Source organism: Actinoplanes sp. NPDC049265 (assembly GCF_043197135.1).
Lineage (GTDB): Bacteria > Actinomycetota > Actinomycetes > Mycobacteriales > Micromonosporaceae > Actinoplanes.
The window spans coordinates 1-13,878 of sequence record NZ_JBICSP010000045.1 but is presented as its reverse complement, the minus strand read 5'-3'; the positions used below and the strand labels follow the sequence as shown (position 1 = coordinate 13,878).

General features: G+C 69.0%; 18 protein-coding genes and 3 tRNA genes. 5 read left to right on the top strand and 16 right to left on the bottom strand.

The features are described 5' to 3' along the window. Nucleotides 1-604, top strand: a 604-nt coding sequence (locus ACGFIO_RS43990; protein WP_392837177.1) for a hypothetical protein, incomplete at its 5' end; no start/stop codon positions are given. A gap of 56 nt (nucleotides 605-660) precedes the next feature. Here the strand turns inward: ACGFIO_RS43990 and ACGFIO_RS43985 are convergent. Both ACGFIO_RS43985 and ACGFIO_RS43980 read right to left on the bottom strand, forming a co-directional pair. Continuing rightward, nucleotides 661-1,053 (bottom strand): hypothetical protein, encoded by a 393-nt coding sequence (locus ACGFIO_RS43985; RefSeq protein WP_392837175.1) that lies wholly within the window; start codon nucleotides 1,051-1,053, stop codon nucleotides 661-663. Nucleotides 1,054-1,091: 38 nt separating this feature from the next. Then, entirely contained in the window at nucleotides 1,092-1,484 is a 393-nt protein-coding gene (locus ACGFIO_RS43980; RefSeq protein ID WP_392837173.1) for a PaaI family thioesterase, read from the bottom strand. Nucleotides 1,485-1,574: 90 nt separating this feature from the next. Here ACGFIO_RS43980 and ACGFIO_RS43975 point away from each other — a divergent pair, with 90 nt between their 5' ends. After that, nucleotides 1,575-1,823, top strand: coding sequence for a hypothetical protein (locus tag ACGFIO_RS43975; protein ID WP_392837170.1), 249 nt, complete (start codon nucleotides 1,575-1,577; stop codon nucleotides 1,821-1,823). A 441-nt stretch (nucleotides 1,824-2,264) separates the two neighbouring features. On the opposite strand, the gene ACGFIO_RS43970 is transcribed toward ACGFIO_RS43975, so the two are convergent. The 12 genes from ACGFIO_RS43970 to ACGFIO_RS43915 form a co-directional block, all read right to left on the bottom strand. Continuing rightward, entirely contained in the window at nucleotides 2,265-2,858 is a 594-nt protein-coding gene (locus ACGFIO_RS43970; protein WP_392837168.1) for a hypothetical protein, read from the bottom strand. Beyond that, nucleotides 2,851-3,615: a hypothetical protein gene (locus tag ACGFIO_RS43965; protein WP_392837166.1), complete on the bottom strand. Its 765-nt coding sequence runs from the start codon at nucleotides 3,613-3,615 to the stop codon at nucleotides 2,851-2,853. Before ACGFIO_RS43965 ends, ACGFIO_RS43970 begins: the two co-directional genes overlap by 8 nt. After that, a complete protein-coding gene (locus tag ACGFIO_RS43960) occupies nucleotides 3,615-3,935 on the bottom strand; it encodes a hypothetical protein (protein ID WP_392837164.1) in 321 nt (106 codons plus the stop codon). Before ACGFIO_RS43960 ends, ACGFIO_RS43965 begins: the two co-directional genes overlap by 1 nt. 4 nt (nucleotides 3,936-3,939) lie before the next feature. Beyond that, a complete protein-coding gene (locus tag ACGFIO_RS43955; protein WP_392837162.1) occupies nucleotides 3,940-4,557 on the bottom strand; it encodes a hypothetical protein in 618 nt (205 codons plus the stop codon). 70 nt (nucleotides 4,558-4,627) lie between these two features. Continuing rightward, nucleotides 4,628-4,891 carry a transcriptional regulator gene (locus ACGFIO_RS43950; RefSeq protein WP_392837159.1) on the bottom strand — a complete coding sequence of 88 codons (264 nt, stop codon included), beginning with the start codon at nucleotides 4,889-4,891 and terminating at the stop codon, nucleotides 4,628-4,630. A gap of 267 nt (nucleotides 4,892-5,158) precedes the next feature. Further along, nucleotides 5,159-5,235, bottom strand: a tRNA-Phe gene (locus ACGFIO_RS43945). Nucleotides 5,236-5,246: 11 nt separating this feature from the next. Further along, nucleotides 5,247-5,323 (bottom strand) — tRNA-Asp (locus ACGFIO_RS43940). 22 nt (nucleotides 5,324-5,345) lie between these two features. Next, nucleotides 5,346-5,418: transfer RNA gene (locus tag ACGFIO_RS43935), tRNA-Glu, on the bottom strand. Nucleotides 5,419-5,553: 135 nt separating this feature from the next. Then, the gene (locus ACGFIO_RS43930) at nucleotides 5,554-6,492 is read right to left on the bottom strand and encodes a MerR family transcriptional regulator (RefSeq protein ID WP_392837157.1); all 939 of its coding nucleotides are present in this window, start codon (nucleotides 6,490-6,492) and stop codon (nucleotides 5,554-5,556) included. Further along, nucleotides 6,482-7,000, bottom strand: coding sequence for an isopentenyl-diphosphate Delta-isomerase (gene idi / locus ACGFIO_RS43925; protein WP_392837182.1), 519 nt, complete (start codon nucleotides 6,998-7,000; stop codon nucleotides 6,482-6,484). The genes ACGFIO_RS43930 and idi overlap by 11 nt, the downstream gene beginning before the upstream one ends. A 56-nt stretch (nucleotides 7,001-7,056) precedes the next feature. Continuing rightward, nucleotides 7,057-8,505 (bottom strand): phytoene desaturase family protein, encoded by a 1,449-nt coding sequence (gene crtI / locus ACGFIO_RS43920; RefSeq protein WP_392837180.1) that lies wholly within the window; start codon nucleotides 8,503-8,505, stop codon nucleotides 7,057-7,059. Continuing rightward, nucleotides 8,505-9,653, bottom strand: coding sequence for a polyprenyl synthetase family protein (locus tag ACGFIO_RS43915; protein WP_392837154.1), 1,149 nt, complete (start codon nucleotides 9,651-9,653; stop codon nucleotides 8,505-8,507). The genes crtI and ACGFIO_RS43915 overlap by 1 nt, the downstream gene beginning before the upstream one ends. Nucleotides 9,654-9,720: 67 nt before the next feature. Between ACGFIO_RS43915 and ACGFIO_RS43910 the strand changes: the two genes are divergently transcribed. Genes ACGFIO_RS43910 through ACGFIO_RS43900 form a run of 3 tightly spaced genes read left to right on the top strand, consistent with a single transcriptional unit; the run spans nucleotide 9,721 to nucleotide 12,094 of the window. After that, the gene (locus tag ACGFIO_RS43910; RefSeq protein WP_392837151.1) at nucleotides 9,721-10,608 is read left to right on the top strand and encodes a phytoene/squalene synthase family protein; all 888 of its coding nucleotides are present in this window, start codon (nucleotides 9,721-9,723) and stop codon (nucleotides 10,606-10,608) included. Then, nucleotides 10,605-10,760 (top strand): hypothetical protein, encoded by a 156-nt coding sequence (locus ACGFIO_RS43905; RefSeq protein ID WP_392837148.1) that lies wholly within the window; start codon nucleotides 10,605-10,607, stop codon nucleotides 10,758-10,760. The genes ACGFIO_RS43910 and ACGFIO_RS43905 overlap by 4 nt, the downstream gene beginning before the upstream one ends. Then, nucleotides 10,757-12,094: a cryptochrome/photolyase family protein gene (locus ACGFIO_RS43900; protein WP_392837145.1), complete on the top strand. Its 1,338-nt coding sequence runs from the start codon at nucleotides 10,757-10,759 to the stop codon at nucleotides 12,092-12,094. The genes ACGFIO_RS43905 and ACGFIO_RS43900 overlap by 4 nt, the downstream gene beginning before the upstream one ends. Before the next feature lie 185 nt (nucleotides 12,095-12,279). Here the strand turns inward: ACGFIO_RS43900 and ACGFIO_RS43895 are convergent, their stop codons facing one another. Together ACGFIO_RS43895 and ACGFIO_RS43890 are read right to left on the bottom strand one after the other, a co-directional pair. Next, complete coding sequence (locus ACGFIO_RS43895) at nucleotides 12,280-13,146, bottom strand: hypothetical protein (protein ID WP_392837143.1); 867 nt, start codon at nucleotides 13,144-13,146, stop codon at nucleotides 12,280-12,282. A gap of 70 nt (nucleotides 13,147-13,216) precedes the next feature. Further along, the gene (locus ACGFIO_RS43890) at nucleotides 13,217-13,339 is read right to left on the bottom strand and encodes a hypothetical protein (RefSeq protein WP_392837140.1); all 123 of its coding nucleotides are present in this window, start codon (nucleotides 13,337-13,339) and stop codon (nucleotides 13,217-13,219) included. Nucleotides 13,340-13,878 lie beyond the last annotated feature (539 nt).

The following is a 13,878-nucleotide window of genomic DNA, read 5'->3' as shown; positions in this document are numbered from 1 at the left end:
GGGGGCAGCAACGGTGGGCGATGACCCGACGGATCCAGATGCCTCCGGCCCTAACGAGCCGGACAACAACAAGGGTCCACCAATGAGCTGCGGTCAGCACCACCCACCCAGCTACGACATCCAGCCCTTGAAGTGCATGAAAATCTCACTCTGCGTGGTCGTGGAGACACGTTGGATGCAGCGAGTTTGCCCTTTTCAGCGGTCTATGCGGAGGGCCATCGTGCGGGACTTCGGTTACGTATGGCAATCAGAGAACATCAGGGTCGGCATCGCCAGGGGAGGAGCGACCTTGCTGAAGTTCAAGAACGCCGCGGAGCAGGCTGCCTACACGTTCGCGGAGGCCCTCAGCGAGAAAGGCATGTCCTGCATGAAGCAGGCCGAGGAGGCCGCGGAGGCGTTTCAGTCCGGCAAGCAGCAGATGCGGCGGCAGTTCAAGGCGCGCGGGTTGTCGCAGGTCGACGCCGATATTCGGTGGTCGGGGATGACGGCCGCCAAGAAGGCGCTCTCCGATAACGGGTGGTACATGAGCCAGGCGGCCATGTACAGCCAGGCCGCTGCCGCGCAGTACGCGAAGGCGCTCTACCTGAAGGGCACTGACGACTAAGCCGAGTTTCGCGGTTCAGGACCACGCCTCGCACTCGGCTGGACCGCGAACACGGCCTACGCGGCGCGGTGGCGCAGCGTGGCGATCGTCGAGCCGGCCAGGGCCAGCAGGCACTCGGGTAGCTGGCCGTCGGAGATCGCGGCGCTGAACAGGGCTTCGCCGGTGTGGACGTCGCCGTTGACGTACGCGCTGACGAAGCGGGCCACCCAGCGCTTGTCGTAGCGGGCGTCGTCGATGCCGGGGAAGTCGAGCGTCCACGCCCCGCCGAGCGGCACGTTCTGCCCCACCATGGTCGCGGCCAGGCACCAGGCGACGTCGTAGGCGCCGACGACCCCGGACCGGTCGACCACGGCGTCGAAGGTGCCCACCACCGCATCGCTGTCTCCGCTGAGCGCGCAATGGAGCACCTGCGCAGCGTCGTCGAGCGCATGCTGTGGTACATCGGTCACGCAAAGAACGTACGTCGTTCCGTCAAGGACCGCAGCGATCATGTGGCACGAAGCAGGCAGGTGAGCCGGGCCGTGCACACCCGATCACCGGCCTCATCGGTGATGATGATCTCGTAGGTGGCGACCGACCGCCCCCGGTGCAGCGGTGTCGCGGTCCCCGTCACCAGCCCGGAACGGACCGCTTTGTGATGGGTCGCACTGATGTCGACGCCCAGCGCAAGCGGCCGATCCACGGTCTTCCCGTGCAGCGCCGCGCCCACCGACCCGAGCGACTCGGCCAGCACACACGAGGCGCCGCCGTGCAGCAACGAGTACGGCTGGGTGTTCCCCTCCACCGGCATCGTGGCGACCACCCGTTCGGGCGACGCCTCCAGAATGCTGATGCCCATCCGATCGCCGAGCACTCCGGCCGGCCCGATCTGCTGATCCACGAACCTGACGTTAGTTGTCCGGTCGCGCCGATGGCGGCGGCACCCTATGGTCTGACGGAGGCGGGGGCGCCGATCGTTCGAGGAGGAAGAATGACCGAGCCGCAGGAAACCGTGGAGACACGCGGCGAAGACCGGGTGGACCTGCTGGCCACCGACACAACGGGCGACGGCAAGCCGGACGTCTGGGTGTCCGACACCGACGGCGACGGCAAGGCCGACCTGTTCCAGTTCGACACCAATGGCGACGGCAAGGTCGACATCACGATGGTCGACCTCGACCAGGACGGCACACCGGACGCGGTCGTCGACGGCGACGGTGGCCTGCCACCAGCGGTCTGAGCGTCACGGCGTTGGCGGGAGCTGCCACATCCAAGCTCAAGATCAAGAGCTGGCGCTCAGCTGCCTTCGTCACGCCGGCGCCGGCGATCTGGCATGGATTCCGCACGATCAAGGCGCCGCGCGAGCGCGGCGCAGGCCGGACGCGCTCGGCCTGCTGGCGGCCTACGGCCGGCATCGGCCGGCGCACCGGCTGAGATCTGCGATCACTCAATCGTCCGGATGTCGCCTCCGGCGGGGATCTCGGGCATCTGAGATGGCAGTGAGCCATCCCGTCCGCCGTCGACCCAGGTGAGACCAGCAGACCTGTCTCAGGGCGACAAGGTCGTTCGTCCGGTAGGGCGCTCCACCTTGTCGCCCTGAGACAGGACCGCTCCCATGCAGGTGGGTCGACGGCGGACGGGATGCCAGCTCGCGGGTTCGGTTCGAGTCCGTGGCCGGAAGTTAGCGTCCAGTCGCGAGGGACAACTGCAGGGACCGCATGAGCAGCGCGGTGGCTCCGCCGACGGCGACGAGCCAGACCAGGTAGTAGGCGTGGCCGAAGTTGGTCAAGGGTGACGTGAATGCGTTGGCGTACGTGAAGGTCCGGGCACCCGAGGGCACGCCGGTGAGCTCCGAAGCGTGTCTGATCAAGTTGATCAGCTGGACGAGGAAGACCAACACGGTGGCGCCGGCCAAGATCTTCCACGCGACGTTGAGGAATGACGCGGCCTGGCGGTGCTTCTTGCGGAGGAATAGCACCGTGGTGACGAGAACGAAGGCTGCGGCGAGGATGGCGATCGCCCAAGCGGTGTCGAAGGCCAGCGACTTAGTATTGCCGAGCGCGGTGAGTTGTTTGCTGATCAACGCCGCCGCATCGGAAGCGCATGCTGAGGTGGTGCATTCCTGAAGCGTCCGTTGGGATTCGCCGGGCAGCGGGGTCAGCTGCGAGGTTGCGTAGCCGTCGGTCGTGAGCCAGGCGAAGAGCACGATCGAGGCGACCGCTGCCGCCCAGCAGCTGGCCAGAAGGTAGAGGCTGCGCCGGCGTGGTTCAGCCAACGTTGACTGCCTGGGGCCAGGTGCCGACCGGTGGGCCGACCAGCTTCTCGACGTTGTTGACGGACGCTTTCACGTCGCGGGCGCTCTTGAGGACTTCGACGAGGCGGGATGCCATGTTCATGGTGTCGTCGAGGGCCCTGGTGACGAGACCGCCGACCAGCTTCGCGAGCTGGTCGATGGCCCAAGGGATGTTGATGACGGTGGTGGCGTTGGCCGCGGCGGTGATCAGGCCGCCGGCGATCTCGGACACGTACGCGCCCATGGACTTGGCGTAGTCGACGTTCGCCTTGGCGATCGTGAAAAGCCAGGTGCTGATGAAGTCGGCCTTGGCGGCCATGTCCGAGGTCGCGGCCTGCTGGAAGGGGAGCTTGGATCCGTACGCCTCGGCGGCTGCGCCCTTCCAGTACACGAGTCGGTCGCCCTTGACGGCTATCTGGCCGGCCACGCCCGTTGCAGGCTTCTGCACCTTCTCCAGCCAGTGGAAGCTGGTGATGATCAGCGAGACGATGGGCGTGGAGTGTTCCACCATGTACTGCGCCTTGGCGACGAGCTCGACGAGCTTCGCCCGGAAGTCGTCCAGTTTCTCCTTGGCCCAGAGCAGGAATGCCGGGCCGGCCAGGAAGCCCCAGTCCGCGACCTTGTTGACGATCGTGTTGAACGACTCGACGATCTGTCCGATGCCCGTGCGTGCCTGCTCGATTGCTCGGCGGAACTCGGCTGTCATCGCGTCCGGGCTGAGCCCTGCGTCCGGTGCCATCAGAGGTCTCCGTAGATCTTCGTCAAGGTCTCGGCCGATACCTCGTCGCTGCCGTCGTACTCGTCCGCGGCCCGGTTGAGGGCCTCCCCGATCTGTTCGAACTCACTGGAGCCCTCACCGCAGCGGTCCTGTACGAAGTCCTGGAAGTCGCGGTAGATCGGCGCCGGCGCAACCGTGATCTGGTCGCCGCACCAAAATGCGCTGTCGTCCAGCGACAGACCCGCGATGTTGCCCGCGACGGTGTGCATCTCGTTCGAGAGGGTGAACCACTTCTTACCCTCGTCTCGAAGCGCATCGGTGACGACCTCGGTCTTGTCCACGTCGCTACTCCCACGCCTGTGACGGTGGCGCCACTGCCATACGGAAGGCCGCCAGCGCGTCGGCTGCGATCTGGTTGGGGGACTTCTCCAGAGCCACCCGAGCATCGATGAGAACGTCGGTCACCGTGAAGCCGTCGACAGCCAGGCGGACCAAGCCGGCGGGGCCACTGACATGCCGCTTGGAGACGTCATCGCGTTCCAGCATCTCGGCGTTGCGGGCGAGGCGCGCGTCGGTCTCGTCCAGCTCGCGGCGAACGGCGTCGAACCAGGCTGCGTCGTCGGGATAGGTGGTCGCGGCAGAGGCCGGCTGTCCGGCCGCCGGGGCGGACCACTCGTCGGGGACCGGTCGCAGCGTTGCGGTGGCAGCGTCGAAGGCAGCCCGATAGGCAGCGAGAAGGCCCTGCCGTAGACCGTCCGGGGTGAGCGCGTCTCGCCAGTAGGTACTGATTTCGACGGCCGACGGGTCGCCGTGACGGCTGAAGCGCACCACGACCATCCGGCTGGTGTCGCGGCCCTCCAGATCGCCATCCGGAAGTTCAGCAGCGGGAGCGTTGCCAGCCTTCGCCCTCAGTTCCTCGTACGAGCCCAAGACATTGAGCGGCGTCAAGCCGAAATCGCTCATCTCACCCCCGCGGTTAAATGAATCATCCTATCGATGAGGTGCGATCCGATGAAACCGTCGTTCAGCCGACTCAAGACTGCCGACGTTGCATCACCGCGCAGGCGTGTCCACCGCTGCTGAACTCGCTGACGTTGACCAGCTGCCACCCGTACGGGAGCAGCATCTCAGCAGCGGCCAGGACCAAGCTGACATGGTTCATCCCTAGCTGACCCTCTTGCACGACACCAAGCAGTTGGTAGGGGTAGCCGTTCAGGTCAGCGCGTCCGTCGAACAGGGCGCCCGCTGTCACGGTGCGGGACCGAGCGATCATTTCTGCCGTCTCCAGGTTCGCCATGCGAACACCCTAGAGATGCTTCGAAGCGCGGGCCGGATGTCGGAGCTCACCAGAGGAGAAGAACAACAGTGTGACCAGCAGCACTCAGGCGTCCCATGCGGTCCCCATCCACGGGACCGTGGCGTGCAGCCAGCGTGCAACTCACAGCGGCGATCATGAGGAATCAGAGGTCAACAGGGGACATCGTCGCGATGGACGAGAGGCCTTTAAACGAGAAACCCACCATGCGTTTCCGCAGGTGGGTGACGTTCTCGGCCAGGTTCGGCGTGGTGGCCAGGGGCGGGGTCGAACCGCCGACCTTCCGATTTTCAGTCGGACGCTCGTACCAACTGAGCTACCTGGCCGTGATGGTGCTTGGCGGTCCTGACGGGACTTGAACCCGCGACCTCCGCCTTGACAGGGCGGCGAGCACTCCAACTGCTCCACAGGACCTTGCTATTCACTTACCGTGCCGTACCCCCAACGGGATTCGAACCCGTGCTACCGCCTTGAAAGGGCGGCGTCCTGGGCCACTAGACGATGAGGGCAACTCCGCCATCATTGCATACCCGCAATGGCGCCGGTGGTTTGCCCCAACCGGGCCCCCCGCTTGAGGCTTGGAAAGCATACGTGATCCCCTGGCCGCCCTCCAAACCGGTATCCCACAACGCTGTCACCAGCGACTATGCGGTGGCGGCGGCGGTGACGACCTGGATCGCCTCGGTCAGGCCACCCAGGAGGGGGACTTCGGCGGGGAGGGCGTGTTTGGTCCAGCCGGGGCCGGCCACGGCGACCAGGTAGGGGCGGCGGGGGCCGGTCAGCAGGGGCTCGAGCTGGGCCGGATCGGCTGTTTCGGGGGTCTGGGACCAAATGACGACGACGGCGGGGCCGGTGCGTTCGATGGCACCGGCCAGGGCGGGGGGCGGGACGCGGGCGCCGAGCATGCGGGTGGGTACGCCGGTTTCGGCCAGGGCCGCGGCCAGGGCTTCCAGGGGCAGGGTGTGTTGTTCCTCATCGGCCGCGGTCAGGAGGATGCGCGGGGGGACGCCGACGGGTGGGCGCGGGACGGCGCTGAGGGCTTCCGTGATGGTGCGGGAGAGGAGGTGCTCGACCTCGATGAACTTGAGGGTGGCGGCGTAGCGTTCGCCGATGCCGGCCAGGACCGGCATGATCACCTCGTCCCAGGCGCGGACGACGCCGCGGCGCGAGATGGTCATCTGCAGGAGGTCGCGCTGGGCCGCGGCGTCCAGGCGGATCGCGGCGCGGGCCAGGCCGCGGGCGGTGGCGCCGGCGCGGCCGACGGGGATGGCGTGGCCGCCGCCGTCGCGGGCGGCGGGGATGGCCTCGGTGGTGGTCCAGGCGGGGTCGCTGGGTGCGGCTTTCTCGATGGGTACGGGCATGCGCTTCGCCCACGCCGCCGCCTCGGCCGGGGCGACCCCCTGGGCGGTGAGCCGGCGCATCACCTCGAGGCGGTCCAGGTCCTCGCTGGTGTACCGCCGGTGCTGACCGGGCGCGTGGCTGCTCGGGCCCAGCCCGTAGCGCTGGTGCCACGTCCGCAGCGTGGTGACGGCGACGCCGAGGCGACGTGCGACGGCCCCGGCCGTCAGCGCCTCATCCATCACCGCCCCGCTGATCCGCCAGTTCAGCGCTGGAGGGGGCGGGGGCGTCGGCGGCGACGCCGAGGACGCCGCGGAGCCACGGGACGTAGGTGCGGTTGTCGGCGGCCACCTCGGCGCGGAGCGGGACGACGGGCGCCCAGCGCAGTTCGGCCACCTCGGCCGGGTCGGGACTGGTGGCGATCGACTCGGGCACGGTGCCGACGAGCACGTGGTCGTACTCGTATTCGACGCGCCCGCTGGCCGGGTCCTCGGCGTAGTAGGGATACACCCCGACCACCGACAGCGAGACCCCGCTGATCCCGATCTCTTCCTCGAGCCGCCGTGCCGCCGCGACGACCAGTTCTTCGCCGGGCGCGGGATGCCCGCAGGCGGTGTTGCCCCAGCGCAGCGGGAACCGGGTCTTCACCGCGGCGCGCTGCTGCAGCAGGACCCGCCCGGACTGGTCGTGGAGCAGCACTGAGAACGCCCGGTGCAGCTGGCCGGGGGCGCGGTGGGCCTCGTCGACGGTCATCGAGCCGATCGCCGCGCCGTCGGCGTCGACCAGTTCGACCAGGTGTGCTTCCCGGTTCACGCGTCGACCACCCGTGCGGCCGCGAGCTTGCCCGAGATCAACACCATCGGTACCCCTACTCCTGGTTGTGTGCCCGACCCGGTGAACACCACGTTCTCCAGTGTCGGATGAAGGTTGCCGGGGCGGAACGGCCCGGTCTGTGTGAACGAGTGTGCGGCGGCGAACGGGGTGCCCGCCGCCATGCCCTGGGCCGCCCAGTCGGCCGGTGTCACGATGCGCAGCACGTCGACCTGGTCGCGGAAGCCGATGTAGCCGCGGCGTTCCAGCTCGGCCATGATCTGGTCGGCGTACACGGGACCGAGTTTGTCCCAGTCGAGCGGCGCGACGTCGAGGTTAGGTGTGGGCGCGAGGATGTAGTACGTGTCCGGGGTCGGGTGGGTGACCAGTAGCGACGGGTCGCTCATCAGCTCACCGCGCCGGATCACCTCGTCGAAGGTGCCCTTCCAGGCCGCGCCGAAGTGGATGTTGTGGTGGGCGATCTTCGAGTATGCCGCCGACGATCCCACGTGCAGCACCACACAGGACGGTGAGTAGCGCAGCCGTCGCCGGTACGGGGTCGGCAGCAGCGAGTACGCGACCGGCAGGTCGGGGTTGAGGACCACCACGTCGGTCGGGATGTGGTCGCCGTCGGTGGTGACGACGCCTGTCGCACGCCCGTTGTAGACGCCCACGGACGCGACAGTCGTGTCGTACCGGAATCGGACCCCGTGTTTGGCCGCGGCCCCGGCCAGCGCGGCCGGCACCGCGTGCATGCCGCCCTTGGGGTAGTACACGCCGGCGACCGAGTCGAGGTAGGCGATGACCGCGTAGATGGCCAGCGCGTCGTGCGGGGCGAGGCCGGCGTACATGGCCTGGAAGGAGAAGATCCGACGGGTACGCGGATCCGTGAAGAACTGGTCGATCTTCGCCTGCAACCGCCCGAAGCCGCCCATCCCGAGCAGCCTCAGCAGATTGAGGTTGACCAGGTCGAGGGGCGTGTCGAGGTTCTTGTCGATGAAGTGGTGGCGTTCCAGTTCCCACAGACGGCGCGCGTAGTCGACGAACCGCAGGTATCCGTCGGCCTCGCGTGGCCCGCAGACCCGGGACACCTCGGCCGCCATCCGCACCGTGTCAGTTCGCACGTCCAGTGTGGAGCCGTCCGGATAGTAGGCGCGGTAGGCCGGGTCGAGCGGCGTCAGCTCGAGCCAGTCGGACAGCTTCTCACCCACGGCGGCCAGTGGCTCTTCGATGAGGGAGGGCATGGTCAGCACGGTCGGCCCGGTGTCGAACTCGTAGGGGCCGACGCTCAGCCGGCCGGCGCGGCCACCGGGGACCGGCTCGCGTTCGACCACTGTGACCTCACGCCCGGCCGCGGCCAGGTGCAACGCGCAGGAGAGGCCGGCGAGGCCGGCGCCGACCACGATGACCCGGTCGGTGGGTCCCGAAACGGTACGCACGGCGTTCATCATGCCGGGCGGTGGGTCGCGGCGACGGCAAGGTGGGTCAGTGCGGCTCGCGCGTCCGGATGGAGCGGCGCGTCGCGCAGGGCGGCCAGCCCGTCGTCGACCCGTCGCCGGATGAGCTCCTCGACCCGGTCGGGCGCGCCGGTGGCGGCGATGACGTCGGCGAGGCGGTCGATGGGGGGACCGCCGGAGCCGTCGGCGGGGTTGACGACTCCGGCGGGGTCGAGGGCCGGCTCGGCCAGCTCGGCCAGTTGCGCGGGGGTGGCCAGGCGGCGGGCCAGCATGAGCAGGGCGGTGGGTTTCCCGGTACGCAGGTCGTCACCGGCCGGCTTGCCGGTGACCAGCGGGTCGCCGTACACCCCGAGCAGGTCGTCGCGCAGCTGGAAGGCCTCGCCGACGACCTCGCCGTACCGGGCGTACGCGGCGTCGACCGCGGACCGCGAGTCGGACGCGGAGGCCGCGGCCAGGCTGAGCCCGAACTGCAGCGGGCGCTGGACGGTGTAGCTGGCGGTCTTGTAGCGGGCGACGAGCAGGGCGCGTTCCAGCGACCAGGCGTCGGGCTGGGTCTCGCCGAGCACGTCGAGGTATTGCCCGGCGACGGTTTCGACGCGCATCCGGTCGTAGCGGGCGCGCGCCGCGAACAGCGTGGCGGTGCCGAGCGCGGCCCGGGCCATCAGCTGGTCGGCCCAGACCAGGCAGAGGTCGCCGAGCAGGATGGCCGACGTGGAGCCGAACCGGTCGGCGTCGCCGAGCCGGCCGTCGCGGTCGTGCTGGGTGGCGAAGATGCGGTGTGCGGTGGGTGCGCCGCGCCGGGTGGCCGACTCGTCCATGACGTCGTCGTGGACGAGGGCGAAGGTGTGCATGAGCTCGAGCGCGGCCAGCGCCGGGAGGATCGCCTCGAGCGCTTCGCCCGGGTCGGCGACGCCGCGCCAGCCCCAGTACGCGAACGTCGGCCGCAGGCGCTTGCCGCCGCCGAGGACCAGGTCACGGGCGGTGCGGGCAAACCCGCCGAGGGCCGGGTCGACGGCGTCGAGGGCGGCGATCTGGGTAGCTAGGAAGTCGGCCAGGGTGCCCTCGACGTGGGCGACCAGACCGGTCTCCCCACGGCTCTGGTGGGGGATCGGGTGTCCCGTGAGGGTGTCGTTGGCCACGTACCCGACAGTACCGTAGGCTCCGTGTTGCGTCGATTGCTGAGTCGATTTCGTTAGGATGGAAACCATGAGCGACGACCTGGCCGCCTCCTACGAACGCTGCCGTGAGCTGCATCGACGGCACGGGCGCACGTACTATCTCGCGACCCGTCTCCTACCCGCGTGGAAGCGCCGCCATGTGCACGCGCTCTACGGGTTCACGCGCTACGCCGACGAGATCGTCGACCGCACCGAGGACCTGCCGCCGGCCGAGCGCGCGGCCCGGCTGACCCAGTGGTCCGAGCGCTTCCTGGCCGGCCTGCGCGGCCAGCCGATCGACGACCCGCTGCTCCCGGCCGTACTGCACACCATCGCGGTCTTCGACCTCGACCGGGCCGACTTCGACGCGTTCCTGCGCAGCATGGCGATGGACCTGACCGTCACGTCCTACGCCACCTACGACGACCTGCTCGGCTACATGGAGGGCTCGGCCGCGGTCATCGGCACGATGATGCTGCCCATCCTCGGCTCGGACGATCCGCGCGCCGCCCACGCGCCGGCCCGCCAGCTCGGCCTGGCCTTCCAGCTCACCAACTTCATCCGGGACGTGGCCGAGGACCTCGACCGCGGCCGCACCTACCTGCCCGACGAGCATCTGTCGCGGTTCGGCGTCACCCGCGCCGAGCTCGAGGCGCGGATCGCCACCCCCAGGATCAAAGACCTCATCCGGTACGAGGTGAGCGTGGCCAAGGACCACTACCGACAGGCCGCCCCCGGCATCCCGATGCTGCACCCGGCCTCGCAGGCGTGCATGCGCACCGCGTTCCGGCTCTACGGCGGCATCCTCGACGAGGTGGTGGCGGCCGGCTACGACGTCTTCACCCGCCGGGCCACCGTCCCCAACCAGCGCCGCGCCGGCGTGGCCGTCCGCTCGATCCTGACCCGGCCGGGAACGCCGGTGGAGGTGCCGGCATGACCGGCCGCACCGAGCGGCACCCAGCCCAGCCCGCGGACGGCGTCGCGCGGCTGCGGGTTCGCCTCAAGGAGCACGCCCTGGGCCGGCGGCACAGCTATCTGTCCGGCACGGGCGAGGGCCAGACGGGCCTGCCGAAGGAGGACTCAGCATGAAGACCGCGGTCGTCCTGCTGACGCGGGATCTACGCGTACGCGACAACCCCGCGCTGGCCACCGCCTGCGCCAACTTCGAACGGGTCGTCCCGCTCTACGTCCTCGACCCGAGCCTGCAGGACCTCTCCCCGAACCGATCCCGCTTCCTGCACCAGTGCCTGGCCGACCTGCGCGAGACGCTCCGCGGCCACGGCGGCGACCTGGTCATCCGGCGCGGCGACCCGGTGGCCGAGACCATCAAGCTGGCCCGTGCCGTGCACGCCGAGGGCGTCGCCCTCACCTCGGATGTCAGCCGCTACGCCCGGCGCCGTCAGGAGCGCCTGGCCGCCGAGTGCGAGCGGCACCGGATCTCGTTCCGGCTCTTCCCCGGCGTGACCGTTATCGATCCGGGCGACGTGAAGCCGGGCGCCGGCAGCGACCACTACAAGGTGTTCTCCCCCTACCACCGGGCGTGGGCGGCGGCCAAGTGGCGGGACGAGGTCGCCACCCCGCGCACGGTGACGCTGCCCGACGGCGTCTCGGCCGGCCGGCTGCCCGCGGCCCCGAAGGGTGAGTCGCCGGACGCGCTCGCCGGTGGCGAGACGGCCGGGCAACGCCGGGTCGCCGGCTGGCTCGGGCACACCGGCCCGTACGACGAACTGCACAACGACCTGCCGGCCGACGGAACATCGCGGCTCTCGGCGTACCTCCGCTTTGGTTGTGTCTCGCCCCTCGCCCTGGCCAACGCCGTGCGCAAGCATGACGGCCCAGGTCCGGAGGCCTTCGTCCGGCAGCTCTGCTGGCGGGATTTCTACTACCAGGTCGCGTACGCCATGCCGACGCTGTCCACCGACGCCATCCGCAAAACCGGCGAATCCGACGGCTGGCGTGACGACTCGGACGCCCTGCGGCACTGGCAGGACGGGCTGACCGGCGTACCGGTGGTCGACGCCGGCATGCGCCAGCTGCAAGCCGAGGGCTACATGCACAACCGGGCCCGGCTGATCACCGCGTCGTTCCTGACCAAGCACCTCGGCCTCGACTGGCGGCCCGGCGTCAAATGGTTCTTCCGCTGGCTCAACGACGGCGACGTGCCGAACAACTCGGGCAACTGGCAGTGGGTGGCCGGGACCGGAAATGACACCAAGCCGTACCGGCGGTTCAACCCGATCCGTCAGGCCGAGCGTTTCGACCCCGAGGGCGTGTACGTTCGTCGCTACGTACCCGAACTCGCCTCTATCGAGGGCAAGGCGGTGCACCAACCGTGGCGCCTGCCCGACGCCCAGCGGCGCGGCCTGGATTACCCGGCGCCGCTGGAGTCGCACCGAGACGAAGCGGTGTGGTTGCGTAAGTAGCAGCGGGTCCTGCCGACGTTGCGTTCGTCCGTTCGGCCGGCAGGACCCGCGCCTAAGTTCCCACCCGGTCCCCACGAAAACGTCACCGCCGAAAGTGATGCGTCGGTGTGCTCAGAGCGCTCTGAGCACACCGACGCATCACCTTCGCGAGCCGCGGCCCGCGGCCTGCGAGCCGCGGCCCGGCGTCACTTGGGCAGGCCGCGCCAGGTGCCGTAGCGGTGGACCGCGATCCCGCCGAAGGCCGGCTCGGTCCGCGTCGCCGCGTCCACCTTGGCCAGTTCGGCGGCCAGCACCGTCGAACCCTCCTCGTGGAACGTGCAGTACCCGCAGTCCGGCAGCGTCTCGGTCTCGGCGCCCAGCCGTACCCGCTTGGTCTGCGCCGCACCCCGGTCCAGCCAGTCCTGACCGACCGCCATGATCGAGTTCGGCCCGGTGCCGGTGTCGCGGTAGCTCATCACGGTCACCGCGCTCACCCGGCGCAGCACCTCGTCGGCGAAGTTCTTGTTGCCGACCCGGTACTCGCCGTACCAGAACGGCACGTCCGCCTCCAACGGCAGCGACGTCGCCGCGCGCATCTTGTCCAGCATGGTCAGAAACGCTTTGAGCGTCGCCTGCTGATCGGTGGACCAGGCGGTGAGCAGGTACGGCTCCACGTCGACGTGCACGCCGGCGAAGAGGCCGGTCTTCAGCGCCGTCTTCTCCCAGGCCAGCGCCGCGGCGTGGTTGGTGACCCACGACGTGTCGCCGCCCAGCGCGTACAGCTTGATCTGCCGGGCACCGGCCTGAGCCCGCATGTCCTGCAATCGAGCCAGGTCACCGTTGGTCAAGACCGACGGCGAGACATGTACGAAGATCTCCGACACGCCCTGCTGCGCCGCCCAGGTGATCACCTCGGTGGCCGGCTGATCGCCCCACAGCCACATCGCCCGGGTGCCCGCCGGCAGCGCGGACATCCTGGCCTTGCCCGCGGTCGACACCCCGGGCAAGGCCAGGGCAGCGGCGACGAGCATGAGAATGGCAGCCACCAGCCCGGTCCGCCATCGCCCACTCATGGAATCGCCCCCTCCGCTTTGTGTTTCCTTCTTCCGCGGAGGTTCAGAATCGTCTGCGGGTCCGGCCGGTTTAGGAGTCGCCGAGCGCTTCCTCGATCCGGTCCACCGTGCCCGGGGGCCGCTCCGGCGATGCGGCGGCCAGGTCGGCGCAGAGCACACCCCACTCGGCCCAGGACTCGGCCGGGCGCGGCACCGGGAACGCGGGCGGACCGGCGGTGTGCGTCAGCAGCTGGCGTACCGAAGCATCGGTCTTGAATTGGGCCAGTGCCGTGTGGCCGGGTCATCGAGCGCGATCCGGCCGCGCTCGACCAGTCCTTCACCTGCTCGACTTTCGGAAAACCCGGCGCTGAGCTGGGGTTATGAGGAACACTGGTCCCCGATTTGGAGCGCGGGTGGGGCACCGGGTAGTGTTCTCTCTCGGCAGGGAAACGGGCGAGAGCGCGGCGGAAGCCGCGACGGCCGTCCTGCCAGTCCTCCTAGATCAGAGCACGTAGTTTTGCTGCGCGCTGTGTCGACGGGGACGTACTGGAACGGATCGGCACGAACCGGGAGATACCGGTTGACAGGGCCAGGACGAGACAGTAAAGTTGAACGAGTGCCCCGAGGGCGGGTCACCTGAAACGGTGGCAAGTTCTTCGGTGTGTGGTTGTTCTTTGAGAACTCAACAGGGTGCTAGATAAGCCAGTGCCAATTATGGCGAGGTTTTGTTTTGCCTCGCGATTCCTTTGGCAA